The sequence below is a fragment of the Pseudomonas sp. H1_D05 genome, from assembly GCF_054682705.1.
On sequence record NZ_CP162825.1, the window covers coordinates 5,101,865 to 5,127,520 of the forward strand.

General features: G+C 59.4%; 21 protein-coding genes and 1 pseudogene. 12 read left to right on the forward strand and 10 right to left on the reverse strand.

All coding sequences use genetic code 11. The features are described 5' to 3' along the window. Nucleotides 1–31: 31 nt before the first annotated feature. On the forward strand, nt 32–2,431 hold the full coding sequence (locus AB4O11_RS23045) for a TonB-dependent siderophore receptor (protein WP_460128716.1): 2,400 nt from the start codon (nt 32–34) through the stop codon (nt 2,429–2,431). Between the two features lie 47 nt (nt 2,432–2,478). On the opposite strand, the gene AB4O11_RS23050 is transcribed toward AB4O11_RS23045, so the two are convergent. The 6 genes from AB4O11_RS23050 to AB4O11_RS23075 form a co-directional block, all read right to left on the reverse strand. Further along, complete coding sequence (locus AB4O11_RS23050) at nt 2,479–3,471, reverse strand: LacI family DNA-binding transcriptional regulator (protein WP_460090871.1); 993 nt, start codon at nt 3,469–3,471, stop codon at nt 2,479–2,481. A 75-nt stretch (nt 3,472–3,546) separates the two neighbouring features. Next, nucleotides 3,547–5,016: a glycoside hydrolase family 32 protein gene (locus AB4O11_RS23055; RefSeq protein ID WP_460128718.1), complete on the reverse strand. Its 1,470-nt coding sequence runs from the start codon at nt 5,014–5,016 to the stop codon at nt 3,547–3,549. 29 nt (nt 5,017–5,045) lie between these two features. Continuing rightward, nucleotides 5,046–6,191 carry an ABC transporter ATP-binding protein gene (locus AB4O11_RS23060; RefSeq protein WP_257355111.1) on the reverse strand — a complete coding sequence of 382 codons (1,146 nt, stop codon included), beginning with the start codon at nt 6,189–6,191 and terminating at the stop codon, nt 5,046–5,048. 27 nt (nt 6,192–6,218) lie between these two features. Then, nucleotides 6,219–7,061: a carbohydrate ABC transporter permease gene (locus tag AB4O11_RS23065; protein WP_186623213.1), complete on the reverse strand. Its 843-nt coding sequence runs from the start codon at nt 7,059–7,061 to the stop codon at nt 6,219–6,221. Continuing rightward, nucleotides 7,058–8,020 (reverse strand): carbohydrate ABC transporter permease, encoded by a 963-nt coding sequence (locus AB4O11_RS23070; protein ID WP_460128720.1) that lies wholly within the window; start codon nt 8,018–8,020, stop codon nt 7,058–7,060. Before AB4O11_RS23070 ends, AB4O11_RS23065 begins: the two co-directional genes overlap by 4 nt. 21 nt (nt 8,021–8,041) lie before the next feature. Beyond that, complete coding sequence (locus AB4O11_RS23075) at nt 8,042–9,316, reverse strand: ABC transporter substrate-binding protein (protein WP_460128722.1); 1,275 nt, start codon at nt 9,314–9,316, stop codon at nt 8,042–8,044. 168 nt (nt 9,317–9,484) lie between these two features. On the opposite strand from AB4O11_RS23075, the gene AB4O11_RS23080 reads away from it, so the two are divergent. The 5 genes and pseudogenes from AB4O11_RS23080 to AB4O11_RS23100 all read left to right on the forward strand — a co-directional run bounded on the left by AB4O11_RS23080 (nt 9,485) and on the right by AB4O11_RS23100 (nt 14,324). Then, complete coding sequence (locus AB4O11_RS23080; protein ID WP_460128724.1) at nt 9,485–11,050, forward strand: carbohydrate porin; 1,566 nt, start codon at nt 9,485–9,487, stop codon at nt 11,048–11,050. A 93-nt stretch (nt 11,051–11,143) separates the two neighbouring features. Further along, nucleotides 11,144–11,893: a hydroxypyruvate isomerase family protein gene (locus AB4O11_RS23085; RefSeq protein ID WP_460128726.1), complete on the forward strand. Its 750-nt coding sequence runs from the start codon at nt 11,144–11,146 to the stop codon at nt 11,891–11,893. A 128-nt stretch (nt 11,894–12,021) separates the two neighbouring features. Beyond that, complete coding sequence (locus tag AB4O11_RS23090) at nt 12,022–12,426, forward strand: acyl-CoA thioesterase (protein WP_186623203.1); 405 nt, start codon at nt 12,022–12,024, stop codon at nt 12,424–12,426. A 97-nt stretch (nt 12,427–12,523) separates the two neighbouring features. Further along, nucleotides 12,524–13,056 (forward strand): annotated as a pseudogene (locus AB4O11_RS23095) (DinB family protein). A 332-nt stretch (nt 13,057–13,388) separates the two neighbouring features. Then, on the forward strand, nt 13,389–14,324 hold the full coding sequence (locus tag AB4O11_RS23100) for a LysR family transcriptional regulator (protein WP_460128728.1): 936 nt from the start codon (nt 13,389–13,391) through the stop codon (nt 14,322–14,324). Here the strand turns inward: AB4O11_RS23100 and AB4O11_RS23105 are convergent. From AB4O11_RS23105 to AB4O11_RS23120, 4 genes are all read right to left on the reverse strand, one after another. Further along, on the reverse strand, nt 14,309–14,755 hold the full coding sequence (locus tag AB4O11_RS23105; RefSeq protein WP_460128730.1) for a GlcG/HbpS family heme-binding protein: 447 nt from the start codon (nt 14,753–14,755) through the stop codon (nt 14,309–14,311). The two genes, AB4O11_RS23100 and AB4O11_RS23105, sit on opposite strands and share 16 nt — an antisense overlap. Before the next feature lie 11 nt (nt 14,756–14,766). Beyond that, nucleotides 14,767–16,116: a metal-dependent hydrolase family protein gene (locus tag AB4O11_RS23110; RefSeq protein ID WP_460128732.1), complete on the reverse strand. Its 1,350-nt coding sequence runs from the start codon at nt 16,114–16,116 to the stop codon at nt 14,767–14,769. A gap of 190 nt (nt 16,117–16,306) precedes the next feature. Next, complete coding sequence (locus AB4O11_RS23115) at nt 16,307–17,464, reverse strand: alpha/beta hydrolase family protein (RefSeq protein WP_460128734.1); 1,158 nt, start codon at nt 17,462–17,464, stop codon at nt 16,307–16,309. A 59-nt stretch (nt 17,465–17,523) separates the two neighbouring features. Beyond that, the gene (locus tag AB4O11_RS23120) at nt 17,524–18,486 is read right to left on the reverse strand and encodes a LysR family transcriptional regulator (protein ID WP_460090882.1); all 963 of its coding nucleotides are present in this window, start codon (nt 18,484–18,486) and stop codon (nt 17,524–17,526) included. 257 nt (nt 18,487–18,743) lie between these two features. Here AB4O11_RS23120 and AB4O11_RS23125 point away from each other — a divergent pair, with 257 nt between their 5' ends. The 6 genes from AB4O11_RS23125 (at nt 18,744) to AB4O11_RS23150 (ending at nt 25,654) form a co-directional block, all read left to right on the forward strand. Next, nucleotides 18,744–19,685, forward strand: a complete 942-nt coding sequence (locus AB4O11_RS23125) for a VOC family protein (RefSeq protein WP_095048942.1) — start codon at nt 18,744–18,746, stop codon at nt 19,683–19,685. A 14-nt stretch (nt 19,686–19,699) separates the two neighbouring features. Then, a complete protein-coding gene (locus AB4O11_RS23130) occupies nt 19,700–20,062 on the forward strand; it encodes a Rieske (2Fe-2S) protein (RefSeq protein ID WP_460128736.1) in 363 nt (120 codons plus the stop codon). Nucleotides 20,063–20,197: 135 nt separating this feature from the next. Next, nucleotides 20,198–21,334 carry an FAD-dependent oxidoreductase gene (locus AB4O11_RS23135; RefSeq protein WP_116256170.1) on the forward strand — a complete coding sequence of 379 codons (1,137 nt, stop codon included), beginning with the start codon at nt 20,198–20,200 and terminating at the stop codon, nt 21,332–21,334. A 57-nt stretch (nt 21,335–21,391) separates the two neighbouring features. Further along, entirely contained in the window at nt 21,392–23,089 is a 1,698-nt protein-coding gene (locus AB4O11_RS23140) for a DUF1302 domain-containing protein (RefSeq protein WP_460128738.1), read from the forward strand. A 12-nt stretch (nt 23,090–23,101) separates the two neighbouring features. Next, the gene (locus AB4O11_RS23145; RefSeq protein ID WP_460090885.1) at nt 23,102–24,490 is read left to right on the forward strand and encodes a DUF1329 domain-containing protein; all 1,389 of its coding nucleotides are present in this window, start codon (nt 23,102–23,104) and stop codon (nt 24,488–24,490) included. Nucleotides 24,491–24,550: 60 nt separating this feature from the next. Continuing rightward, nucleotides 24,551–25,654: a WD40/YVTN/BNR-like repeat-containing protein gene (locus tag AB4O11_RS23150; RefSeq protein WP_460128741.1), complete on the forward strand. Its 1,104-nt coding sequence runs from the start codon at nt 24,551–24,553 to the stop codon at nt 25,652–25,654. Nucleotides 25,655–25,656: the final 2 nt, after the last annotated feature.

Sequence of the window (25,656 nt, forward strand, 5' to 3'; positions counted from 1 at the left end):
AGGCAAGTGAACAAATCGAGAGCGTCTTCCAATGCCCGCAGTATTTCCAAGTCGTTTGCGTCCGTTGTTGCAGTTGAGCCTTTTGCTGAGCCTGAGTGCCAGCCCCGTGTTGATCCAGACCAGTTGTGCCGAAGACGCCCGGCGCAGCTATCAGGTGCCGGCTGGCAGCCTGAGTGCAGCGTTGACAAGATTTGCCGGTTTGGCCGGGGTCAATCTGTCGGTCGATCCGGCACTGGTGAGTGGCCGCAACAGCAACGGTTTGTCCGGCGAATTCGCTGTGGAGGAGGGGTTTGCTCGCTTGTTGCTGGGTTCCGGTCTGCAACTGCAACCGCTGGGCGAGCAGGCCTACACACTGATTCCAGCCGCCGAGGGCAGCAGCCTGCAACTGGCGCCGACGTCGATTCTCGGTGCCACCGGTTCCAGCGATGCCGATGTGTTTGCCGGCGGCCAGGTCGCGCGTCGCGGTTCACAGGGTTTGCTGGGGTCGAAAGACTTCATGGAAACCCCGTTCAGCATGACCACCTACACCAGCGAGACGGTGAAAAACCAACAGGCCCGTACGCTGGGCGATCTGATCGCCAGCGACCCGTCGGTGCGCGCGACCAACCCGGCCGGTGGCCGTTACGAGCAATTCACCATCCGTGGTTTCAGTCTGTTCAACAGCGACGTGGCCTATAACGGCCTCTACGGTGTTTTGCCGACTTACACGATCGACATGGAAATGGCCGATCGCGTCGACATTCTCAAAGGCCCGAGCCAACTCATCAACGGCATCTCGCCACGGGGTAGCGTGGGCGGGGGCATCAACGTGGTGCCCAAGCGTGCCACCGACAAACCAATCACCTCGCTGACGGCCAATTATGCGTCGAACAATCAGGTTGGCGGCGCGGTGGATGTCGGCCGGCGGTTCGGTGAGGACAATCAGTTCGGCTTGCGTTTCAACGGCGTCAAGCAGTCCGGTGATACCGAGTGGGATCATCAAAGTGTCGACCGCGACATGGCCGTGCTCGGCCTGGATTTTCGCGGTGAGCGCTTGCGACTTTCGACCGATATCGGCCACACCGAACGCGATACCGACGCGCCGCAGGAGCGCGTGCAGGTCGCGGCCAATGCCAAGGTTCCGAGCGCGAACAAGGTGCATCGCAACTACGCGCAACCGTGGACTCAGGCGAAAACCGAGGACACCTTCGGCACGTTCAACGCCGAGTTCGACGTCAATGATTCGGTGATGCTGTACGGCGGCGTCGGCGCGCGCAAAAGTAATCATGACTTCTTGCGCCACGCCGTTTCCGTCACCAACGATGCCGGCGATTTCAGCGTACTGCCGCGCGACTTCACCCGCGACGAGAATGTCCGTACCGCCACCGCCGGCGTGCGCAACTGGTTCCATACCGGGCCGGTGAGCCATGAAGTCAATCTGGCGGCCAGCTACTTTTATATGGATTTCGAGAATGGCGGCGCGCGTTACGCGGCCGGTCGCAGCAACCTGTACGACCCGGTGGAAACCGCGAAACCCGGCACGCCGACGCGCTACGACGCCAAGGTCTACACGGAAAACCGCTTCAGCGGCGTGGCGTTATCCGACACCCTGGGCTTTTTCGACGATCGATTGCTGCTGACCCTCGGTGCGCGCTGGCAACGAGTGAAAGTCGATGACTGGAGCGATGACGTCAAAGGCGACACGGCTTACGACGAGGAAAAGGTTTCGCCCTCGGGCGGCATTCTGTTCAAGGCGACTGACAAGCTGTCGCTCTACGCCAACTACATGGAAGGCCTGAGCCAGGGCAAGATCGCGCCGTCAACGTCAGTGAACGAAGACGAAATCTTCCCGCCGTTTATCAGCCGTCAGGTCGAGATCGGTGCCAAGTACGACGCCGGTTCGTATGCTTTAACGGCAGCAGTATTCAGGATCAAGCAACCCGCCTATGAAACCAACGCCACGACCCGGGTCTTCGGCCCGAACGGCAAACGACAGAACAACGGCGTGGAGCTGAGCATGTTTGGCGAACCGCTCAAAGGCCTTCGGTTGCTCGGCGGCGTGATGTACATCGACAGCGAGCTGACCCACACCACCAACGGCACGTTCGACGGCAATCGCGCGCCGGCCACGCCGAAATACAACGTCAATCTCGGCGCCGAGTGGGACGTGCCGACGGTGCAGGGCCTGACGTTGAGCGGGCGCGGCATTTATTCCAGCTCGCAGTATCTGGATCAGTCGAACAACAAGGAAATCGACTCCTGGGAGCGCTTTGACGTGGGTACGCGGTACGCCTTCAAGGTCGATGAGAAAACCATCACCCTGCGCGCCAACGTCGAGAACGTGCTGGATAAACGCTACTGGAGTTCAGCAGGCGCTTCGGATGACAGTGAACCGGGGTTGACGTTGTCGACACCGAGAACTTATCTGCTTTCAGCGACGGTGGATTTCTGATTCCACTCGGTAAATCAAAAGCGTGCTCTCAGCGAGCTGACCCACTCTTACAGTGATGTCCTGACCACCAATGGACAGTCAACTCGCTGGGTTCCCGAAAGCTCCAGGGTCTCGATCAGATGCCGTGCAGCCTGGCGCCCAATGTCGTAGTACGGCAGTTGCACGGTGGTCAGCGGCGGGATGAACAACTCGGCAATGCCGATCATGTTGTCGTAGCCGAGGACGGCGACATCGTCGGGAATTTTCAGGCCACTCCCCAACAACAACTGATAGGCACAAAAGGCAATGCGGTCGTTGCCACAGATCAAAATATCGAATTGGGGGCGACCATCAATGACATGCCGGTCGAGGATAGCGGCTGTTTCACCATAGGCATCATGATCGGAAAGGTCGTATTGCAGGAGCGTGTCCGGCGCCAGTCCGAATGCCTGACAGGCACGCTGCAGGCCTTTTTGTCGCAGCCCCCATGCCAGACTCTGTTTCGGCAGATTGATACACAAAGGACGCTTGTAGCCGAGGCTCAACGCGTGGTGTACGGCGCGATACTGGCCCATTTCGTCGTCGGGTACATAGCTGACGAGGCTGCTGTCATCTGCCAGACAATTGGCGAGCACCAGAGGTTTGCTCTTCAAGCGCTCGGGAATGCTGACCTGGCGAAACCCCATGGCGCTGAAGATCAAGCCGTCCGGACGGTGCGACAGCATCAGATCGATGTTCTGGTCGGTGGGCGGGTTGCTTAGCAGGTTGAGGATAAAGACATTCCAACCGGCCTGTTGCGCGGTCTGCTCAATGGACAGCAGCAGCTCGACCGCGAAGGGCGTGGTCGCAGTGTCCAGCGCGAACACACCGATGGTTCGCGACTGGAGGTTGTCACCGCGCATCTTGCGCGCTGACAGGCTGGGTACGAATTGCAGTTCATCAATGGCTCGACGCACCCGTAGAAGGGTTTCGGGGCTCAGTTTTTCCGGACTATTGAGCGCTCGAGACACCGTCATCAGGGACACGCCGGCCAGCTGTGCAACGTCTTTCACTGAAGTCATGCGAAGTGCGGCCGGTCAGGTTGACGCAGAATCATGACACAGGGCCCGGGCTTCTCGCGACCCGAATGACGCCGCTCATGACCATCCCGAACCCAGAGGCCATGCCTTGGCAATCGAGACGCGCCCGCCACTCCCGCTGGCCACAAGCTTCACGCCCAGACTGTCGGAACGCGGATAGAGGCGACTGCTGAGGCTGAAGCGGCCGTTTTCGTCGAATACCTCGATGGATGAGCGATCAAGAAACACGCGCAGTTCCAAGCGCTCTTGTGTCGGGTCTATCGCCACGCTGCGCTGGCCTGTGACTTGCGCACCCGAGCGGCTGCGATCAAGCACCAGGCGCTGCAGTGACGGATCATAGTAGAGAAGGGTTTCTTCGCGGCCATCGTCGCTGCAACGGAGGGCGACTCCCAAGTGGCCGTCAGTGCAGCCGAGCAGATCCAGATGCACATGGATTTCGAGCATGTCGCCGTTTACCTCCGGCACCCAGCGGGCTCCCGATGCTTCCCACCAAGGCGTACCCGGCAATGGCGCCATTCGCAGCGCGCTGAGCTCGCGTGCCGGATACACGCGAAGGCGATCGGCGCACAGTTCCAGTTCGCGGGGCAATCCGAGCATGCCGCACCAGTGATGGGCCTGGCTCGGCATCGGGCTTTCCCACATGTCCAGCCATGCCCATACGAGGCGCCGACCATCGGCGGCCAACAGCGTTTGCGCTGCATAGAAATCGTGGCCGTTATCCAGCTCGATAAAAGGCCCGCCGGTGAAGTGCCACTGGTTGTCGAGCTGGCCCACTCGATAACCGCTCTGGTATTTGTTGAGCCGGTCATAACCGTCGGCTTGCATGCCTTGCGGAGAGTACAGCAGCACATCGCGTCCATTCAGGCGAAACAGGTCCGGGCATTCCCACATATAGCCATCGCCCTCGCTACCGCCGGACACATAGTCGAGGAATTCCCAGACGTGCAGATCCGTGGAGCGGTACAGCGGCAGTAGCGGTCTGTCGCCCAGACGTGCGCCGGCAATCAGGTACCAATAGCCATCTTGCTGCCAGACCTTGGGGTCGCGGAAATGCATGATGGCGTCTTGCGGCGCGCTGTTGATCACTGCGCCGTGTTTGACGAAGCGGATGCCGTCGTTGCTGGTTGCCAGGCACTGAACCTGTCGGATCAAGCGCTCGTCACCCACTTCGCCCAGCCATGTGTGCCCGGTGTAGATCAGGGCCAGGGTATCGCCACAGACCACGGCGCTACCGGAAAAACAGCCGTCGCGGTCGCACTCATCGCCGGGTGCCAGCGCAATGGGCAGGTGCTGCCAGTGCACCAGATCGGCACTCTTGGCGTGGCCCCAATACATCGGCCCCCATTTCGCGTCGAAGGGATGATGCTGATAGAAAACGTGATATTCACCGCGGAAGTACACAACCCCGTTCGGGTCGTTCATCCAGCCTGCCGGCGGGGCAATATGGTAACCGGGTCGATAATCCTCGATGACGCGAGACTGGCTGTCAGCCAGTGCGCGCTGCGCAAGGTCAAGGGTCGAAGACATGAGATCGCTCGGGGTATTCAAAGACAGGGTCATAGGGCGTGTGCTCGGATTGAGCGTAGAGAGAGGTCATCCGCCATGGATTCAATGACTTTCGGGTAGCGCTTCAATGCCAAGCCGTCGGTGTCGAACAGGTGAATCTTGTCGATGTCCGGCTGCAGTTCGACCCGATCGCCTGCCTGCCATCCGGCGTTGACTTCACAACGACAGATCAATGGCTCGTCCTGCCCGGTATCCAGGTGCACATAGGTTTCACTGCCCAGGTATTCGACCCCGGTCACGACGACGCCAGCGCTTCCCGGCGCCGCTTTGAGTGACAGGTGTTCCGGGCGAACGCCCAGGCTCAGCGAGGCATCTGCCGTCAGGTTCGAGCTGTCGAAGGGCAGGGTGGTCATCCCCAAAACCGGAGTATCAACCAGGCTGGTTTCGCCCGGCGCATGCAGGCGGGCCGGCAGGAAGTTCATTCTCGGCGAACCGAGAAAACCGGCGACAAAGCGGCTGGCAGGGCGCTCGTAGAGTTCGCGCGGTGAGCCGACCTGCTCGACGTGGCCGCCATTGAGCACAACAATTTTGTCGGCCAGGGTCATCGCTTCGACCTGATCGTGGGTGACGTAGATCATGGTTGAGCGCAGTCGGGCATGCAGCCGGGCGATTTCGTTGCGCATCTGCACCCGCAAGGACGCATCCAGGTTGGAGAGCGGCTCATCGAACAACAAAATGTCCGGTTCCCGCGCCATGGCTCTGCCCATGGCTACACGCTGACGCTGCCCTCCAGACAACTCTTTTGGCTTGCGTTGCAGCAGTTTGTCCAATTGCAGGATTTGCGCAGTTTTCAGTACCCGCTCGCGCAAGCTGCTCTTTTCAGTTTTGGCCAGTTTGAGACCAAAACTGATGTTGTCGTAGACGCTCATGTGTGGGTACAGCGCATAGGACTGAAACACCATGCCGACGCCACGTTCGCGCGGTTCGAGGTCGTTGACCCGGCGCCCGTCGATCAGCAGGTCGCCGGCGCAGATCGAATCCAGTCCGGCGATCAGCCGCAGCAGCGTCGACTTTCCGCAGCCCGAAGGACCGACGAACACCACGAATTCACCCGCAGCGATCTCCAGGTTGATGTCGCGAAGAATCCGCGCGCCGCCCAATTGTTTGTTCACGTTGTCCAGTTTCAATTTCATCACGATGCGGTTCCTTGTCTTTATTGGGCATCAACCCTTTAACGCGCCGGCAGTGAGGCCGGAAACGATTCGGCGCTGGAAGATCAGCACCAGAATCACCAGTGGGACGGTGACCAACACCGAGGCGGCCATCAACAAGCCCCAAGGCAACTCATGGGGGCTGCCGCCGGAAATCAAGGCGATGGCCACCGGCACCGTGCGTTGGCTGTCGGTGAGGGTGAACGTCAGGGCAAACAGAAACTCGTTCCACGCGGCGATGAAGGCCAACAAGCCAGTCGTGACGAGGGCTGGCCAGAGCAGCGGCAACAGCACGCGGGTCAGCGTCACCCACGGGGACGCACCATCCATGATTGCCGCTTCCTCCAGTTCATGGGGCAGTTGGCCCATAAAGGTGGTCAGTACCCAGACGGTGAAGGGCAGGGTGAAAATCGTGTAGCTGAGGATCAACGCCCACGACGTGTTGTACAGGCCCAAGGCGCGGATCACTTCGAACAGTCCCGACAGCACCGCGACCTGGGGAAACATCGACACGCCAAGGACCATCATCAACACCGTGCCACGCCCACGGAATTTCACCCGGCCCAAGGCATAGGCAGCGGTCAGGCTGAGGAACAGCGCCAATGTGACCACGCACAGCGCAACCACCAGCGAATTACCGATTGCTCGCAGGAATGAGGCCTGGTGGAGGACCGCCGCGTAATTGGAGAAGTCAGGATTTTCGATCCAGTAGCTCACCTCGAACAAGGCGCTGGAGGGCTTCAGCGATGTCACGATGGCGTAGTAGAACGGGAAAACCGCATACAGCAACAACACCCCGATCAGGCACCAGAATCCGAGGCGCAACAGCGCTTTTTTCAGTAGGCGCGAGCTCATGCGCGGACCTCCAGTTGACGGCGTCCGAGGTAGAGGTAAAGCATGGCGATCACTGCGACCACGAGAAACAACAGCGTCGACGCCGCGCTGCCGTAACCGACGTCCTGAAACTCCACCAGGTGCTGACGGGCATACACCGACATGCTCATGGTGCTCGACGAGTTCGAGGTCAGCACATAGATGACGTCGAATACCCGCAGCGAATCGAGGATGCGAAAGATCGCCGCCACCAGCAGTGCAGGCATCAACAGTGGCAGGGTGACGCGCCAGAACACTTTCAGCGGATGAATGCCATCGACCCTGGCCGCTTCGTAGCAATCGCTCGGCAACATCTGCAAGGCCGCCAGCATCAGCAGCGTGACGAAGGGGACGGTCTTCCAGACATCAACGATGATCACCGCCCACATCGACAGGTCGGCATCTGCCGTCCAGGCCAGGGGGGTATCAATCAGGCCGAGGCTGAGCATCAGATGATTGATGATGCCGAACTGGTCGTTGAGCATCCATGACCAGATCTTCGCCGAGACAATCGTCGGAATCGCCCACGGAATCAGAATCAACGCCCGCACCAGAGAACGGCCGGTGAATTTGATGTTCAGCAGCAAGGCCACCAACAGTCCCAGCACGACCTCCAGCCCCACCGAGACCACCGTGAAATACAACGTGTTGCGCACCGCATTCCACCACTGCGGATCGACGAGGATGCCCGACCAGCCGGAATCGCTGAACAACAGATAATTGCTCAAGCCTATGAAGGTTGCGCCACCGGTGTCTGCCAGGCTGGCGTCGGTCAGGCTGAACCAGAATGTGCGCAGCAGCGGCCACGCGGCCACCAGGGCCAGGCAGACCAGCATTGGCGTCAGGAACAGCCAGGCAGCGCGCACCCGGCGCCGTTGTACAGGCGTTTCCCTCGTGAGCAGAAGCTCGTCAAAGGGGGCATGGGTCGTAGAGACAGACATGGTGATTTCCTTCCTTGTGGCTTACCAGTTCCGGCGTTTGATACGCGTGAGTTCACTTTCCAGTTCGGCCAGTGCCTGATCCACGGGCAACTCGCCCGCCAGCACGCCATGCACCCGATCGAAGAAGGCATTGGAGACCCGTGGATAACGATCGGCGGTGATGGCGGCGGGGCGCATGACCCCAGCGTTGAGAATGCTGTGCAGCTGAGCGTAATAAGGCATGGCCGCGAGCAACTCGGGATCTTGATACAGCGACTCGATCACCGGGTTATAGCCGCCTGTCAGCGCGCGATGTTTTTGCTCTTGGGCACTGGTCAGGTAGCTCACCAGTTCTGCGGCAAGTTTGGGATGAGCGCTGTAACGCGATACCGCCAGCCCCCAGCCACCGAGGGTGGAAGCATGCTCGCCGGTTTCGCCGCCGCGGGGCAGGGGAGCGACGCCGACCTTGTCTTTTACGGCACTGTCCTGGCTTTGCACCAGGGCCCAGACATAAGGCCAGTTACGCATGAATAGCGCATTGCCCGACTGGAATACACCACGTCCTTCTTCCTCGGTGTAATTGAGCACGCCACGCGGAGAGATATCTCCGACCCAGCTTTTCGCCAGCGTTAACGCCGCTCTCGAGGCCTGACTGTTGACCACGATGTCGCCGCGTTGATTGATCAGGCCGCCTTGCGGTTGGCTGCTGATCCACTCCAGCGCATTACACGTCAGCCCCTCGTAGGCACGTCCCTGAAAGATGTAACCCCAGGCATTGGCGTTCCCGGCGTTGCGTTCAGCCTGTTGCACATCCCTGGCGGTAGCGGTCATTTCCTCCCACGTCTGAGGAACCTGTTTGTTGTATTTCTCAAGCAAGTCCTTGCGGTAATACAGCAGCCCCGAGTCGGTGAACCACGGCATCGTCACCAGCCGGCCGTTGACCGTGGCGTTATCGACCTGGGCCTGGAAGTAGCCGTGGGTCGCGTTGGCGGGAAGCACCTCCCGCAGATCCAGCAGGTGTTTGGCCAGCATCCCCGGCCACACCATGTCGATTTGAATGATGTCGATGTCGGTGGACTGCGCACTGAGGATCTGCTGGTAGAACGACAACCTCTCGGTTGCCGAGTTAGGCGTGGAGACCACCTCGACGTTGTTGCCGGTCTGTTTCGACCATGTCTCGACGGCCTCTTTGCACAGTTGCAACTCCGCACCCACTGCACCGCAAGAGATCGTCAGATCGGTTGCGTTCGACACGGATGGCAGTGCGGCAGACAGGGTGATCAATGCAACGGGCAGGAGCGATTTCAGGTGTTTCATCGAGCGTCCTTTATTTTTGTTTTTAGAAAAGTTAACGTTAACATCGCCAAATGTAGCAGCGTATTTGCGATGAGGCATCCTTTTTTTCGTCGATTGCGACAACTCGCAACGCACGTAAAAAACGGCCGTTTGCGTCAACCAACAATAAAAACAAAACAGGGATTTCATATGCACAAAGCAACAGGCTGGCTACTGGCAGGTGTGCTCGGCACATCCGCAGCGACCGCTCAGGCCGCGACACTGGAAGAGCGCATGGCCGCACTTGAGGCGCGTGCCAGCGCAGCGGAAAAGCGTGCAGCCACGGCCGAACAGCAGACCCAGGCACTTGCCCGGGAATTGCAGCAGGTCAAACGCGCGGCGCCGCCCTTGCAACCCGTCGCCTCTAACGCAACAGCCATTTCGGCACCTGCTCTGGACACCCGACTGGCAAAACTCGAAGCCCGTCAGCAAAGCCTGGAGAAGGAGGGCAGTACCGCGAACCTCACCGATGGGTTCAGCTTCAACGGCTATGCGCGCTCCGGATTGCTGGTTGACGAGGGGCTGGGTGGCGGGCGTGGCGGCCCTTATACAACGCCGGCCGGTTCGGTGGGCGGGGCAGTCGGGCGACTCGGTAACGAGGACGACACCTACATGCGTATCGACCTGTCGAAAGAGGTCTATGCGCAAAACGGTACCCGTTCCAAATTCACCGTCTCCATCGCTGACGGTGTGGAAAGCTCCAATGACTGGACGGCCGACGAAAGCAAACTGAACGTGCGCCAAGTGTTCGCCACGCTCGACCATGTCGCTGCATTCAAAGGCAATTCAGTCTTCGAGAACGCTACGCTATGGGCGGGCAAGCGCTTCGATAGAGATAATTTCGATATCCACTGGCTGGACTCCGATGTCGTTTACCTCGCCGGCACCGGCGGTGGAATTTACGATGTGCAGATGAACAAGCATTGGCGCTCGAACTACTCGTTGATTGGGCGTAGCTACGGAGATTTCAGTCAGGGCGGTATTAATGCCGACGTGGAAAGCTACATCCTGACCTCCAACCAGTTCTTCGCGGATGGCCAGTGGCAGTGGATGTACAACGCCATCGGCGCCAAGAAAAACGATTTCGGCACCCACACCAACAAGGCCGGTTTGACGCCTGCGGATAGCGGTTTGCACAGCATGCTGACCAATCACCAGAAAACCTTTTTCGGCAGGGAAGGCTTCTTCAAAACGGCGCTGCTCTATGGACAAGGCCTGGGGGCAGAGGTCAAGAACGTTGGCTCGGACGGTGAACTGATCGACGACGCCCGCGCGCTGCGTCTGGCGCTTTACGGTGAGACCCCGCTGACCTCTGACTGGCGCATCGGGCCCAGCTTGCTGGCCGAACAGAGCAAGGATAGATACGTTAAAGGTGACGACTACCGCTGGCTGACCCTCAACGTGCGATTGGCCAACAAAATCAACAGCAACTTCGAAATGGCCTACGAAATGAGCTGGCAAACCATGAACCTCGACCCCAAGGGCTATCTACAACGTAATGCGGTCGATGGTAACTTCTGGAAGTTCACGGTCGCCCCGACATTCAAACTCGACGTCGGCGATCTACTCACGCGTCCGGAGTTGCGAGTGTTCGCCAGCTACATGAACTGGTCTTCGGATCTGGACCGGTTCAGTACTAACGACTCCTTTGGCATGTCCGACTTCCAGGCGGGAGGGGTGTGGCAATACGGTATCCAGATGGAAACCTGGTTTTAATCGTTGAACGCACTTGCGATAGTGCAGTGCTGGAGCGGCAAAGGATGCTCCAGGCTAATGATGTCGTTTCTTCCCAGGATGGATGATTACCCAATGCTCAAGTTCAATGCTCATCTCGGTTTCCAATTCAATGAATTGCCTTTCCTGCAGCGCATCGAAGCCGCCGCAGCCGCCGGTTTCCGGGCAGTTGAGTTCCCGTCACCGTATGAATTCGACGCCAGTCTGCTTGCCGACCATCTAGCCCAATACAGTTTGCCGTTGATTCAGTTCGCCGCCCCGGCTGGCGTGACCAAGGGCATCGCCGCGTTACAGGGCAGGGGAGAGGAATTTCGTGACGGGTTGCTCCAGGCCGCCCGCTACGCAAAGACCTTGGCGTGTGCGGATGTCCACATCATGTCGGGCGTTACCACGCAGAATGACGCTGAGCGAACCTACGCGGGCAACCTGGAATATGCGGTGAAGTACTTGGAAGATCAGGGGCTGCGGCCGCTTATCGAAGTGATCAGCGCAGAGGCGATGCCCGGCTATTACATGTCCGACTTCAACAAGGCGCAGCAGGTACTCGAGACCTTCCCGAGTGTCGGACTGATTCTTGATCTTTACCATGCCCAGCTTTTGACTGGAGACGCAGCGGATGTGCTGGCGCGGTTTTATGACAGAACCGTGCATGTGCAAATTGCCGATTGCCCGGGGCGTCACGAGCCGGGAACGGGGAATATCGACTTTGCTGCCTTGTTCGCGGCGCTGGAGCAGCGCGGCTACGCCGGATGGATCGGGTGTGAATACCGTCCTTCTGGCTCTACCGTTGCGAGTCTTGACTGGATCAAGCAGCTGAGTGCTTAGGTTCCAGACAAAAATCTTTGAGTCGCTGATATGGGGACAATCGCCGCCATCAAAGGCAGAAGCCCTTGATGGCCGAGCGAGAAGAATTCATCGATATCGGCCTGACGCTGGCGGGTAGGGGGGATTTAATGCCTGATGCGGTTTTTGTAAGTCGAACTATTTTGTTCGGAGATTGTGATCCGGCAGGGGTGGTTTACACCCCGCGATTCTCATATTTTGCTGTAGAGGCCATTGGTGTAGCACTCGACAGATGGGTAGGGGGGCCGGGGCTTAGGGCTGTGATGAGTTTTAATATATTGCCGCCGGTGCGTGCGATGTCGATCGAGTTGCTGGCTCCGGTGACGTGGGATGACGAAATGACTATTAAAGTTGGCGTGGCCAGGTTGGGCGAGCACTCTTTTACTTTTTTGGTTGAGGGGTTTATAGGCGAAGGCGTGCTGGCATTTACCGCGAATGTCACACACGTTTGTGTATCACCGGAAAGTAAGGAAGTTGTGCCCATTCCAGCTCCGTTGCGAGCGCTTCTTTCATAGACGATCAGACGGTTCCTCACAACAAAGCGCAACACTGGGCTGGGATGCAAGATAAGCGTGGATCGATTGCAAGCGATTCATTGAAAGGACGAGGACGATGAACCGAACCAGTCATATTTGCCTGATGGCCAACTATAACGAATGGATGAACGCAAAGATTTATGAGGCAGCCAGAAGCCTGTCAGATGAAGAGCTCTCAGTGGATAGGAAAGCATTCTTTGGTTCAATTCTCGGGACGTTGAACCACGTGGTGGCCGGCGACACTGTCTGGCTAAATCGATTCGCCAAGCACCCTGCTAACTACTTGGCACTGGCACCGATTCAGCAGCTTCCTGCCCCCAAAAGCCTCGACCAGTTGCTTTTCTCGAATATCCGAGATCTTTCGGCACATCGAGTGTGGCTTGATCAGCAAATTGTAAAGTGGTCTGACTCCATTGCAGAGCCGGACATGGATGCCCCCTCAATTACACGAGCATCAAAGGAATACCCGCTGACAGGAGCTTTTATGGCTTGGTCATGCATTTTTTCAACCATCAGACGCACCACCGCGGACAAGTGACAACGTTGCTTTCACAAGCGGGTGTCGACATAGGTGATACGGATCTGGTCGCCCTCATTCCGCTTACATAAAGGGGCAAGGCATCGTGCTCTACAATCGCTCATCCTAAGAAGTGTTTGATGTAGCGTTCGGTCAGTTCGACCTTCTTCTAAAGGGTGAATCAGTACCTATCGCAACAACGTTTGGTGGCTTCCTCCGGTGGTGTCATGACTAAGATCAGGACGACTAAAGCAGTGGGGGGAGCGGAAATGGTTTTCCGGCGCTTGGTATCTGCGTAAACGATACCTCCCAACCAAACACGCGATTGGCGCATGGGTACACAGCTCGCTAAGGTCATGGTTCGTTTTTGATCCTGCCTGTAAACAGTGGCAAAAACGTCACCATCACCTTCAGCGGAACCCACATGCGATATCGACGCCTCGACCTTAATCTCTTGGTTGCGCTGGACGCCTTACTGAGCGAATGCAGCGTCAGCAGAGCGGCCGAGCGTCTGTGCCTGGGACAATCAGCGGCCAGTTCTGCTCTTGGCCGCTTGCGTGAACATTTCAACGACCCGTTACTGGTGCAAGTGGGGCGCCGCCTGGAACCCACGGCGCTGGGCCTGGAGTTGCTGCCAAAAGTGCGTGCAGCGTTGGCGTTGACCCGGGAGATCGTCGACGCACCGCTGAATTTTGATCCGGCGAACTGCGACCGACACATCACTCTAGTGGCCTCTGATTACGTCGCCGACGTGCTGCTTCCGGCGGTCAGCCATGCTTTGGCGCGTATCGCTCCGGGTATTCGCTTGAGCCTGCGTGACATGCCTGTGCCGCGTGACGGCGATGTCGTCAGCGAAGCGCTGGATTATCGGCGTAGTGATTGCGTGATCGTGCCGCAACGACGGCTGAATCCGGCCTATCCCCATGTGCCGCTCATGACTGACCAGCTCTGTTGTATCGTCTGCGCCCAACAGCCACAGTTTGCCGAGCAACTGAGCCTGGCCGACTTTTGCGGCGCGGCGCACGTGGTGCGCGAGTTTGCCAACGGGCAAAACCTGGCAATGGATGCCGTGCACCTGCATGAACTCGGCATTGAGCGGCGAGTGGCGGTGACCGTGGAAAGCTTTGTGCTGATGCCGCAATTCATTGTCGGTACCGCACGCATTGCCACGGTGTTTCAGCGACAGGCGCAACGCTTCGCCCATTGTTATCCGTTGCGCATTCACCCGGCACCGCTGGCGTTTCCCGAGGCCGTACAAGTCTTGCAATGGCATCCCTATCAAGAACATGACCCGGCCATGCAATGGTTTCGCGGCCTGCTCATGGAACAGGCCGCATTACTCGATCAGCCCCCTGGTTGATCACCGCTGTCGGCGACCAATCCGGCCTTGGCGATGGCCAGCAATGCGCAGCGCTCGTCGTTGTCCGAGGTATCGCCACTGATGCCGATGGCCCCGAGAATCATGCCCTCGGCATTTCGAATCAGCACGCCGCCCGCTACCGGAATCACCTCGCCGCCGGTCAAACTGTTGATAGCGTCGAAAAACACCGGCATGGCTTGCGCGCGCCGCGCGAGTTCACGTCCGCCAAACCCCATGCCCAGGCAACCGCGTGCCTTGCCGGTGGCGATTTGCGGGCGCAGGAAGGTGGCGTGTTCGTCGCGCAAAACCGCCAAGGGATGGGCGGCGGCATCCAGTACCGCGACGCCCAGCGGTTTGATCCCGGTTTCCCTAGCGATGCGGATGGCATCGCTGGCGATGTTCGTCGCAGTCAGTAGATCAAGTCGTTGCATGGCCTCTGTCCTCATACGGCCCACTTGCCCAGTTGGGCCACACGGTCGCGGGTGTAAAGATCCGTCCATTTCAGCGAGTTGAAGTCGGACACCTGCTTGGGGTTGTAGGGGCTCCGATCCATGCGTACCGGTTGACCGGCCTTGTACACCGCTTTGAGGCGCGAACGATCCTGGAGGATGCGGATGTCATCCAGTGGTGAGCCATCAAGCACGAGGAAGTCTGCCTGCTTGCCCACCTGCAGCGTGCCGAGGGTTTCGCCGCGCGGCATGCAGCGCGCACCGACAGCGGTTGCGGCGTATAAAGCTTCGGCTGGTGTGAAGCCGAGGCGGGTCACCAGCAACTCGAGTTCTCGGGCGTGCCATTCGCCGTAGGGCGTTACCGCAAACCCGCTATCACTGCCGCAGGCAAACGGTACGCCGGCCGCTTTGGCGCGTTTCAGCACCGCCGAACCGACCTCCAGTGTGCGCGCACAATAACCGGCATAACCGGTGCTGATCGCCGGATCATGGGGCTGGCAGAAGTCCACGGTGTTCTGCGGGAACGTCATGGTCGGGGCTAGGATGCTGCCGGCCTCGAGCAACGCTTCTATGCACGCGTCGTCCATGTAAAAGGCATGGAAAACCAGATCAACGCCTGCACGCGCCGCGTACATCACGGCTTCGCGACCGTAAGCATGGGTGGCGACCTTGCAGCCCAGACGGTGCGCTTCCTCAACCATTTCGAAGGTTTCGTCGGCAGTGAAGGCCGCAATGATTTCGCCATTGGGACGACGGTGCGTGCCGTCCATGGCGATCTTGATCAGGTCGACGCCGTCCTTGGCCTGTTTGCGGATCTCCGCGAGGGTGTCGCTACGGCTGGTGACCAATTGGGCGGTGAAGTATTCAGGAGCGCCGACCCGACTCGGGAACCAGTCATTGAGACTCTGGCGATTGGTGATGACGCGGCTGCTGGCTGCGATCCTCGGGCCTTCAAATAAACCGGCGGTGACGGCATTGCGCACGGCGATGCTGAGTTGGCCGCTGTCACCGGGGCAGACCATGCTGGTGACGCCGGCGGCCAGCACGTGTTGCGCGAAGAACATCCCGCGTAACGCGCGAAATTCGTCGCTGGTCCATAAATCTATGTCTTCTTCGCTTTGAGCGTTGCCGAAAGCCAGATGAGTGTGCACATCCACCAGCCCCGGCATGACGAAATTATCCCCTGCATCCACCTGCGTATCGCCTGGATTGGGAGCCGGTGCCAACGCGGTGGGACCGACGTAACTGAGCAGGCCGTTTTCGACGATCAATGTCTGTTGTTGGCGGGTTTCCAGTCCGGTGCCGTCGAACAGGGTCTGGCATTTCAGGTGCAGGGCAGTCATGGCGTCTTCGCTGTGTGATTGTTCTGCAAAGAGAGGCTAGAGAGCAGGCGAGGGGACGACCAGCAGATTGTATCGATGGCTGAGTATTGACGGCGCCAATAGGTGCGCCAGCGCTTAAATCCGTTAATGCAAAACGCCGGAGAATCGAGAGATTGTCCGGCGTTTTTCATGGCGTGTTTTTTTCAGTGGTTCAAGCGGTGCGACCGCCCAGGGTTTCGGCAACCCAGTCGGCAATGTAATGCCCGGCATTGATGCTGTTGTCGAAGCTCGAATGCTGCACGCCACCTTCACGTTCGGTGAAGATTTTCAGTTCGCATTTTGGACTGTTGACCAGTTGTTCGTAGGTGCGATGCGCCCACTTCAACGGAATCTGCGAATCCTGCTCACCATGGGTCACGAGGAACGGCACCTTGATCCGGTCGAGCACGCCATCGAGGTGGACGTTTTCGGCGATGGTCATGAACTCTTCGACGTCCTTGGCGCCCCACACCCAGCAGACGTGTGCCCAGTAGTGCGGCACCGGGAAGCTGCCTTCCTTTTCCAGTCGACGCTTTTGCACATCACGCCAGTCATGGTTGGCGCCCCAGACGACGCCGCAGGCGAAGCGTGGTTCGAAGGCAACCGCGCGCGGGCAGTAATAACCGCCCAACGAGACGCCTTCCAGACCGATACGTTTGGCATCGATGTCGCTTCGGGTTTCCAGCCAATCCACCACACGACTGGCCCAGTGTTCACTGTCGAATCGTGCGGTCAGGCCATGCAGGCGCAGCGCTTCGCCGGTGCCGGGCTGGTCGATGATCAGCGAAGAGATGCCGCGTTTCGCCAGCCAGGCTGGCAGGCCCACGCGGTATTTCATTTCCTTGGTCGAGTCCAGGCCGTTGACCTGCACCAGTATCGGCGCCGGACCCTCGACGCCTTCGGCGCGCACCAGCAAGCCGGAAAGATGTTTGCCCTCGTAAGGAATTTCCACCCGTTCACAGTTTTCACGCGACAGTTCGACGCCGCGCTTGAAGGTCTGGAGAAAACGCTGATACAGCTCGGTACGGCCCGGCGCGCCGTGGGCTTGCAGGCGCTCGCAGGTTAAATAGTAGGTGGCGGCGCGGTTGTATTTTTCGCCTGCCGAGAGCATCCGGGCATTGCCTTCGTCTTCTTCGGCGAGACCGCAGAGCTTGTCAGCCATTTTCGCCCAGGTTTCGCGAAAGGCGCGGGTATCGGCTGCGTCTGGCTGTTTCGCAGCCTCTTGCAGTGGGGCGCACATCTCTTCGATTTCACCCATGCGGGCGCCCATTTCAATGGCCAGGTCGACAGAGAGATTCCAAACGTAGTTGGTCGGGAAATAGCGAAACATGATTATTGTTGTCCTTATGGTTGCCTTGGCATTCCCAAGGCACGTTAAGGATCACCCGACTAATTGGCCAATCGTGACGGCGGATACGAGGTATCGCGAGATACGATGGGCACGTGTTGCAGATGCTGGATGGATTCGCTGATGCGTTCGCGCAGCCAGCGGTGCATCGGGTCGCCGTCAACGCTGCGGTGCCACAACATGTACTCGCGCATGACCGGGATTTTCACCGGCGGCGGCAGGATGCGCAGTGGCAGATAGTGCGCGTAGAGGTTCGCCAGACGCTGGTGCATCGTGGCGATGCGCTGCGTGCCGACAATCAATTGCGGCAGGGTATTGAAGTCGCTGGTGATCACTTCAATGCGCCGATTGAAGCCGTATTGATTCATGAACCATTCTTCGATGCTCATGTGCCGGGTACGGCCAAATCCCACCGAGACATGGCCCATCTCCATGTACTGCTCAAGGGTCAGGGTGTCGCCGACTTGCGTATTGCCTTGCCACACCACGCACACGTGTTCTTCCTCGAACAGCAGGCGCGAAGGGTGGCCTTCAATGATGTATCGCTCGGGAACAATCATCAGGTCGACCTCGCCACGTACCAGCAACTCGCCGGAATTGTCGCTGGGGCCAAGCATTTCAAAGGTGATGTTGGGCGCTTGCTGATGAATGTTCTGGATCACCTGGGCGAACAGCACGCTGATCAGATAGTCCGAGGTCACCAAGCGAAAATGGCGCTTGCTGGTGGCCGGCTCGAACACCGGTTTGGCGGTAATCGAGGACTGGATCGTCAGCAGGACTTCACGCACCGGTTTGGCCAGCTCCGTGGCATAGGGCGTGGGCTGCATCTTGCGCCCCACCTGAACCAGCAGCTCATCCTCAAAGTAGGTACGCAACCGCGCAAGCACGCCGCTGGTTGCGGACTGGGTCATGTGCAGGCGTTCGGCAGCGCGGGTGATGTTCTGCTCTTCGAGCAACACATCGAGCGCGACCAGCAGGTTCAGATCCAGATGGTTGAAACGCATGGGCAGGTCCGTTCTTGTATTTATTTTCGCAATACATTCGAACGAATCCATTGGCGCGTCAACCTTCGTCGCAGGTATCGCGTTTGCCGATAGGTCGCATCCCGACTCGCGATTAGTCAGCGCTCAGCCCGTACGCCAATCTTCGCCGCAGTCGGCCCTGCTGCCGACACCACCACCGGTTTCCAGTCAGGCCTGGCACGCTGTAAGGCGTCCATGGCGACCGTCACCGGATCATAATTTCAATGGAGTGGTAAGCCATGAACATCATTGGCCTTGATGCCCTGATTTTTGGCGTCGATGACATTCAAGCCTGCACCGATTGCCTGCGCGACTACGGCCTTGCGCCGGTCGGCGTTGACAGCGAAGGCGGGCGTTTCGAAGCGCTGGACGGCACCGCCGTGATTATCCGTCGAGCCGACGATCCTGATTTGCCGGCGGCAATCGGCCCGGCGCCGTCCATTCGCGAGACGGTCTACGGGGTCGGCGCGATCAGCGATCTGGATGCCATCGAAGATGAGCTGGCCCGAGATCGCATCGTCCGTCGTGATCAGCACGACGTGCTGCACAGCGTTGACGACATGGGTTTCGCGATCGCTTTTCAGGTTAGCGTACGCAGGCCTTACAGCGCACCGGATGACCTGACCAATGCCGCCGGTCATGCGCCACAGCGGCCACTTAACCAGCCGGGCATTACCCTCGATATGGGCGCTGCTCCGCGCACTTTGTCCCACGTGGTGTATTTCGTCCCTGATGCGGCAAAGGCTGAAGCCTTTTACGCCGAGCGTCTGGGTTTTCGCACCACCGACACTTTCATTGGCGCCGGGCCGTTCATGCGCCCGGCAGGCTCCGATGATCACCATTGCCTGTTCATGATCCAGACCCCGCCGCACATGAAGGGCTGCGAACACTTCACCTTCCACATGGGCAGTGGCACCGAAGTGCTGCTGGCCGGGACGCGTTTCGAGCAAAAAGGCTGGACCAGTTTCTGGGGGCCGGGCCGTCACCTGTTTGGCTCCAACTGGTTCTGGTACTTCAACAGTCCGCTGGGCTGCCACATCGAATATGACGCCGACATGGACAAGCACGATGACGCCTGGGAGGCCCGTCGCGCACCGCTGTCGGCGGATAACTCGCAGCTGTTCCTGTTCAGCGCCAAAGAAAAATGGGCCCCCGGTGGCCCGCCGCCGAAACTCGGTTGAGGCCGGCGCAGATCATGAGCGCTATTGCGCAGCCACTGTGTCGACTGGACGAACTGGAGGAGGGCCGGGCGCGCGGGTTCGATCCGTTGGCGCAGGGCCGCGACAGCGTGTTTGCCCTGCGTCATGACCATCAGGTGCGGGTCTATCGCAACCGTTGCCCGCATCTGGACGTGCGCCTGGAGTATCGCAAGGACCGTTTCCTGTCCGCCGATGGCCAGTTGATCATCTGCTACGCCCACGGTGCGCAATTTCTGCCGGCGACCGGCGAGTGCATCTACGGCCCGTGCCTGGGCCAGACGCTGGAGGCGCTGCCGTTCTGCGAGAAGGACGGCTGGCTGCTGGTGCAAATGCCTGAGGGGTTGCCGCTGCAGGGATAAATCGAGGTATCGCGTACGGCGATACATCGCATCCCTACTCGCGATTAGTCAAATCCCTGCTTTGCCGGGAAGCTTCACCCAACGATGCCGTGCCCCGACGCAGCATCGATCACAAGAATAAAAAGAGAGAACACCATGAGTGCAGTGAACAACGTTCTGATCGTGGGCGGTGGTATCGGCGGCTTGTGTGCGGCCATCGCCTTGCGGCGTAAAGGTATCGAGGTCGATCTGATCGAGCTCAAGTCCGAATGGACAGTCTATGGTGTCGGGATTATTCAGCAGAGCAACGTCGTCCGCGAAATGGCCAAGCTGGGCGTTCTCGACGGCTATCTCGATGCCGCTTATGCCTTCGAAGACGTCGCCATCTACGGCCCCGGCGGACAGCAACTGGCGCGCATTCCGGGTCAGCGACTGGCCGGCCCGCAGTATCCCGCCAACGTCGGCATTTCTCGCCTGGCGCTGCATAAAGTCCTCAGCGAAACCGCCTTGCAACTCGGCGCCAACGTGCGTTTGGGCCTGAGTGTGGAAGCGCTGGATGACAACGGCACAGAGGTCGACGTGTTGTTTACCGACGGCAATCGCGGCCACTACGACTTGGTGGTCGGTGCCGACGGACTGTTCTCGAAAGTGCGCAGCTTGGTCTTTGGCGATGCCTACACCCCGCGTTTCACAGGTCAGTCGGTGTGGCGCTACAACTTTCCCCGCGCGCCACAAATCGATCATCTGGCCAACTATCAAAGCGCTGACGGCAACGCCGGGCTGGTGCCGCTGGCCGGCGACTTGATGTACCTGTTTCTGACATCCCACGAACCGTCCAATCCGTGGATGGATCCTGCCGATCTGGCTGCGCAGATGCGCCAGCGCCTGCAAGGCTTTACCGGGCTGATCGGCGAGCTGCGTGAGCAAATCACCGACAACAGCCAGGTCGTCTACAAGCCGATGGAAGTGGTGTTCGTTGATGAGCCATGGCATCGCGGCCGCGTCCTGCTGATTGGCGATGCGGCCCACGCCACCACGCCGCACCTCGGTCAAGGCGCCGGCATGGCCATCGAAGACGCGATTGTGCTCAGCGAAGAACTCACTCGCGAGCAGTCCGCCGCCACCAGCGTCGAGCAGCAGTTGCAGCGCTTTATGGCGCGGCGCTTCGAGCGTTGCAAATACATCAGCGAAAGCTCGGTGCTGGCCGGCGACAAGGAGATGCAGCACGACCGCGCCTTCGATCGCATTGGCCTGGTCAAACAAATGCTCGCGCGTACAGCCGAGCCAATTTAAGCCCCACCTGCGACTCATCCACAGCAGTTACCACTATAAAAACAAGAGGTTAACGCGATGGTTAGTTCTACGACTGCGGCGCTCGCGCGTCGCCCGGTCTGCTCGTCTGCACCCTTTGGTTTGAGCGTTGCTGCGCTGCTGGTGCTGTGCAGCCAGGCCGCTCAGGCTTTCGACATTGATACCGGCAACCCGGATTTCAAGCTGCGCTGGGACAACACGATCAAGTACAGCGCTGCCTGGCGCACGCAGAATCCGAGCAGCAAGTTGACCGAGGGGCAGGTGGCGCTCAATCAGGACGATGGCGATCGTGCCTTTAAAAAGGGCCTGATCTCCAATCGCACCGACATCCTCTCGGAGCTGGATCTGTCGTTTCAGGATTTCGGCGCACGTTTGAGCGGTGCAGCGTGGTACGACAGCGAGTACCAGGGCAACAACGACAATAACGATCCGTCCCGCGCCAACGCACGGTCGGTCGGCTACGACGAGTTCACTGATGACACCCGTCATTTGCACGGTGGTGACGGCGAAATCCTCGACGCGTTCGTCTACTGGAACGGTGAACTGGCCGACCGCGCAACATCGGTGCGCGCCGGCCGTCATGGCCTGATCTGGGGCGAGAGCCTGTTCTTCGGCGCCAACGGTATTGCCGGTGGCATGGCCCCGGTTGACGTGGTCAAGGCGCAGTCGGTGCCTAACACGCAGTTCAAGGAAATCACCCGTCCGGTCAATCAACTGTCTGGCACCTTCCAACTGACTGACGACGTATCGCTCGGGGCGTTCTACCAACTGGAATGGGAAGAAACACGCTTGCCCGGCGCAGGCAGTTACTTCTCTACCAGCGACACCATCGGTGAAGGCAATGAACGGCTGATTGTCGGCGCGCCATTTCCGGCGTTTCTGGGTGGCAACGCCAGCAGTCCGGCGGCGTTTTTCCATGGCAAAGACAAAGATGCCAGAGATTCGGGGCAGGGTGGCCTGCAACTGAAATACAGCGCCGAGACCGTGGAGTACGGTCTCTATGCCATTCAGTACCACGACAAGACTCCCAAGCTGTACCTAAGACCTTCCACTGGCGCACCGAACTTCAGCACGGGCCAAATCGGCGATTACTACTGGGTTTACCCGGAAGACATCCGCGCGCTGGGCGCCAGTTTCTCCACCACAGTCGATGCCTACAGCTTTGCCGGTGAAGCCTCGATGCGCTGGAACATGCCGCTGGTGTCCAACGGCGTCACGGTGCTACCGGGGGTTGCTGCCGACAACGATGACGATGCGCTTTATGCCGTCGGGCGCACCGCGCACATCAACCTCAACGTGATCGCATCGTTCGGGCCGAACTTCATTGCCAAGGAGTCCGGATTCGTCGGTGAGGTCGCCTGGAACCGTCTGCTCAGCGTCACGAAAAACCGTGCCGCACTAGACCCCAACGGCACCGATGACGGTCTCGGCTTCAAGATGGTTTACACCCCGACTTATCGGCAGTTTTTTCCCGGCGTGGATATCAGCATTCCGGTTGGCCTGAGCTATTTCCCGCTGGGCAAATCGGCGGTTGTCAGTTCGTTCGGCGCGGATAACGGCGGTGACATGAATATCGGTATTACCGCGACTTACCTCGACCGTGTGACCGCCGGCCTGACGTACACGCATTACTACGGCCCCGAGAACACCAACCTCAACGCGGCCAGCCAATTCAATTTCCAGCAATCGCTGAAAGATCGGGATTACCTGGCTTTCTCCGTCAAGACCACGTTTTAAGAGGACTTGCGCATGACCTATAACAACAAAAATGCCGCGTTCACACTCAAAGCCTTGAGCTTCGCGTTGCTCGCAAGCCTGGCGGTATTGAGTCAGGGTGCCGCAGCAGCCACGGCTGACGAAGCGGCGAAATTGAACAAGTCGCTGACGCCTTTCGGTGCCGAGCGCGCCGGCAATGCCGACGGCTCGATTCCAGCCTGGGATGGCGGCTACACCAAGGTCGATCCGGCCTTCAAGGAGGGCGGCAAACGCAGCGATCCGTTTGCGGCCGACAAGCCGCTGTTCAGCATCACCTCGAAGAACCTGGCGCAATACGCCGGCAAGCTCAGCGATGGCACCAAGGAGATGTTCAAGCGTTTTCCTGACACCTATCGCATTGACGTCTATCCGACCCGTCGCTCGGCCGCTGCGCCGCAATGGGTGTATGACAACACCCTGAAAAACGCGACCCGCGCCAAGCTGGTCGAGAGCAGCGCTGGACCTGTGCCCGAAGGTGCGTTTGGCGGTATTCCATTCCCGATTCCGCATAACGGCGCGGAAGCCATGTGGAACCACATCCTCAACTGGCGCGGCACGTCACTGGCCATGCACTTTCGCCATTACCTGATGACTGCAGACGGCAAACAGGTGATGACCACCGACGGCCAGGCGATTCAGGACATGCCGTATTACTACCAGGACGGCACACCGGAAAGCTTCGCCGGTGATTACTGGCTGTTCCGCCTGCTTAACGTCGGCCCACCGTTGCGTGCCGGTGAGCAAATCATGGGCCGCACCAATATCAACGGCGACAAGTCCCAGGCTCACGTCTATCTGACCGGCCAGCGCCGCGTGCGCAAGTTGCCGAATGCCTGCTGCGACACACCGACGCCGGCCACCGCCGGGGTGATGTCGTTCGATGAGTTGAGCGTGTTTCAGGGACGCATTGATCGCTTCGACTGGAAACTGGTCGGCAAGCAGGAAATGTATATCCCTTACAACACCAACAAAGTCCTGACCGCCGGCAAACCAGAAGACCTGTTTCTGGCTCACCACATGAACCCTGATTACGTGCGCTGGGAGCTGCATCGCGTATGGGTGGTGGACGCCGAACTCGCGCCGGGCAAGCGTCACCAATTGCCGAAGGGCCGTTACTACCTCGACGAAGATACTTGGCAGGCCATGCTCGGCGATCGCTGGGACGCCAACGGCCAACTCGCCAAAACTTTGTGGTCGCTCCCGGCCGTGCTGCCGGATCTGCCAGCGCAGGCACAGCTGTCGTCGGGGTTCTACGACCTGACCTCCGGCGCCTGGTTTATCCAGAACGTCTACACCGGTCTGCCTGAGCAATACGGCGTGGTCGATCGCTACAAGGCGTCGGAATTCTCGCCGGCGGCGATGGCGGGTGCCGGGGTTCGTTGAATCGGGCCGGATCGCGACACGGTGTGGCGATCGGGTTTCACAGCTGGTTTCGAGGTCGGTATGAACAGAATCTGTCAGGTGCTCGGGCGGTTGTTAGCGTTACTGGCGCTGCCTTGCGTATTACCCGTGAGCCAGGCTCAGGCTGCTGTTGTCGGTGATGTATTGCACACCCCGGCGATGCGCGCGCCGCAGGCCCGGCAAGCCGTCTTGCTTGATCTGGCGCGGGCAGGTGCGCGGTTGGTGGCGGTCGGCGAACGCGGCATCGTCTTGCTCTCCGATGACAACGGCATCAATTGGCGGCAGGCGCAGGTGCCGGTATCCGTCAGCCTAACAGCGGTGCAATTTGTCGATGCCAACACCGGCTGGGCGGTCGGCCATGCCGGTGCGGTGCTGGTCTCCCATGACGGCGGTGAAAACTGGGCTTTGCAGCTGGACGGCAACCGCGCTGCGCAACTGGAATTGCACGCCGCACGCGAGCAATTGCCGACAGCCACTGACCCCGACGCAGCGGCGGCGCGCGTGCAAACCGCCGAACGGTTGGTCAGCGAAGGCGCGGACAAACCGTTTCTCAGCCTCAAGTTCACCGATGCGCGTCACGGCCTGATCGTCGGCGCCTACGGCCTCGCGTTTGCTACCGAGGATGGCGGCGTGAGCTGGCACTCGCTGATGGGCCAGATCGACAATCCGATGGGCGCGCACCTGTATGCCATCGCGCAACAAGGCGAGCGTTGGTTCATCGCTGGCGAGCAAGGCTACGTGGCCCGTTCCGAGGACGGCGGACAATCCTTCGTCGCGCTCGACAGCCCTTACAGCGGCAGTTTCTTCGCCCTGCAACTGCGCGATGACGGCGCGCTGCTGGCGGCAGGATTGAAAGGCAACGCGTTCATTTCCACCGACGGCGGCAACAGCTTCGTGCCCGCGCCCGTACCGATGCCGGTGTCCTTCAGTGATGCGATCCGCAGCGCTGACGGACAGTTGTTGTTGGTCAATCAGGCGGGCGCAATGTTTCGCACCTCGGATGATGCACCCACCCTAGAGCCTTTCGGCAAACCGCTGGGCAAACCGATTGCCAGCGTCGTCGAGGCCGCTGATGGCAGCCTGGTGCTGGCCGGTTTCACCGGGGTGACGCGCTTGGCGTCGCCCACTGCTACAGCTTCGGAGTGAGG

What these genes read in the sequence shown, in the direction of transcription:
- AB4O11_RS23050 (WP_460090871.1), bottom strand. Translation starts at nt 3,471, where the DNA reads ATGACTTCAGTGAAAGACGTTGCACAGCTGGCCGGCGTGTCCCTGATG.
- AB4O11_RS23135 (WP_116256170.1), top strand. Translation starts at nt 20,198, where the DNA reads ATGAGTGCAGTGAACAACGTTCTGATCGTGGGCGGTGGTATCGGCGGC.
- AB4O11_RS23145 (WP_460090885.1), top strand. Translation starts at nt 23,102, where the DNA reads ATGACCTATAACAACAAAAATGCCGCGTTCACACTCAAAGCCTTGAGC.
- AB4O11_RS23105 (WP_460128730.1), bottom strand. Translation starts at nt 14,755, where the DNA reads ATGCAACGACTTGATCTACTGACTGCGACGAACATCGCCAGCGATGCC.
- AB4O11_RS23115 (WP_460128734.1), bottom strand. Translation starts at nt 17,464, where the DNA reads ATGTTTCGCTATTTCCCGACCAACTACGTTTGGAATCTCTCTGTCGAC.
- AB4O11_RS23150 (WP_460128741.1), top strand. Translation starts at nt 24,551, where the DNA reads ATGAACAGAATCTGTCAGGTGCTCGGGCGGTTGTTAGCGTTACTGGCG.
- AB4O11_RS23125 (WP_095048942.1), top strand. Translation starts at nt 18,744, where the DNA reads ATGAACATCATTGGCCTTGATGCCCTGATTTTTGGCGTCGATGACATT.
- AB4O11_RS23130 (WP_460128736.1), top strand. Translation starts at nt 19,700, where the DNA reads ATGAGCGCTATTGCGCAGCCACTGTGTCGACTGGACGAACTGGAGGAG.
- AB4O11_RS23070 (WP_460128720.1), bottom strand. Translation starts at nt 8,020, where the DNA reads ATGTCTGTCTCTACGACCCATGCCCCCTTTGACGAGCTTCTGCTCACG.
- AB4O11_RS23120 (WP_460090882.1), bottom strand. Translation starts at nt 18,486, where the DNA reads ATGCGTTTCAACCATCTGGATCTGAACCTGCTGGTCGCGCTCGATGTG.
- AB4O11_RS23055 (WP_460128718.1), bottom strand. Translation starts at nt 5,016, where the DNA reads ATGTCTTCGACCCTTGACCTTGCGCAGCGCGCACTGGCTGACAGCCAG.
- AB4O11_RS23090 (WP_186623203.1), top strand. Translation starts at nt 12,022, where the DNA reads ATGCCTGATGCGGTTTTTGTAAGTCGAACTATTTTGTTCGGAGATTGT.
- AB4O11_RS23075 (WP_460128722.1), bottom strand. Translation starts at nt 9,316, where the DNA reads ATGAAACACCTGAAATCGCTCCTGCCCGTTGCATTGATCACCCTGTCT.
- AB4O11_RS23085 (WP_460128726.1), top strand. Translation starts at nt 11,144, where the DNA reads ATGCTCAAGTTCAATGCTCATCTCGGTTTCCAATTCAATGAATTGCCT.
- AB4O11_RS23065 (WP_186623213.1), bottom strand. Translation starts at nt 7,061, where the DNA reads ATGAGCTCGCGCCTACTGAAAAAAGCGCTGTTGCGCCTCGGATTCTGG.
- AB4O11_RS23080 (WP_460128724.1), top strand. Translation starts at nt 9,485, where the DNA reads ATGCACAAAGCAACAGGCTGGCTACTGGCAGGTGTGCTCGGCACATCC.
- AB4O11_RS23100 (WP_460128728.1), top strand. Translation starts at nt 13,389, where the DNA reads ATGCGATATCGACGCCTCGACCTTAATCTCTTGGTTGCGCTGGACGCC.
- AB4O11_RS23110 (WP_460128732.1), bottom strand. Translation starts at nt 16,116, where the DNA reads ATGACTGCCCTGCACCTGAAATGCCAGACCCTGTTCGACGGCACCGGA.
- AB4O11_RS23045 (WP_460128716.1), top strand. Translation starts at nt 32, where the DNA reads ATGCCCGCAGTATTTCCAAGTCGTTTGCGTCCGTTGTTGCAGTTGAGC.
- AB4O11_RS23140 (WP_460128738.1), top strand. Translation starts at nt 21,392, where the DNA reads ATGGTTAGTTCTACGACTGCGGCGCTCGCGCGTCGCCCGGTCTGCTCG.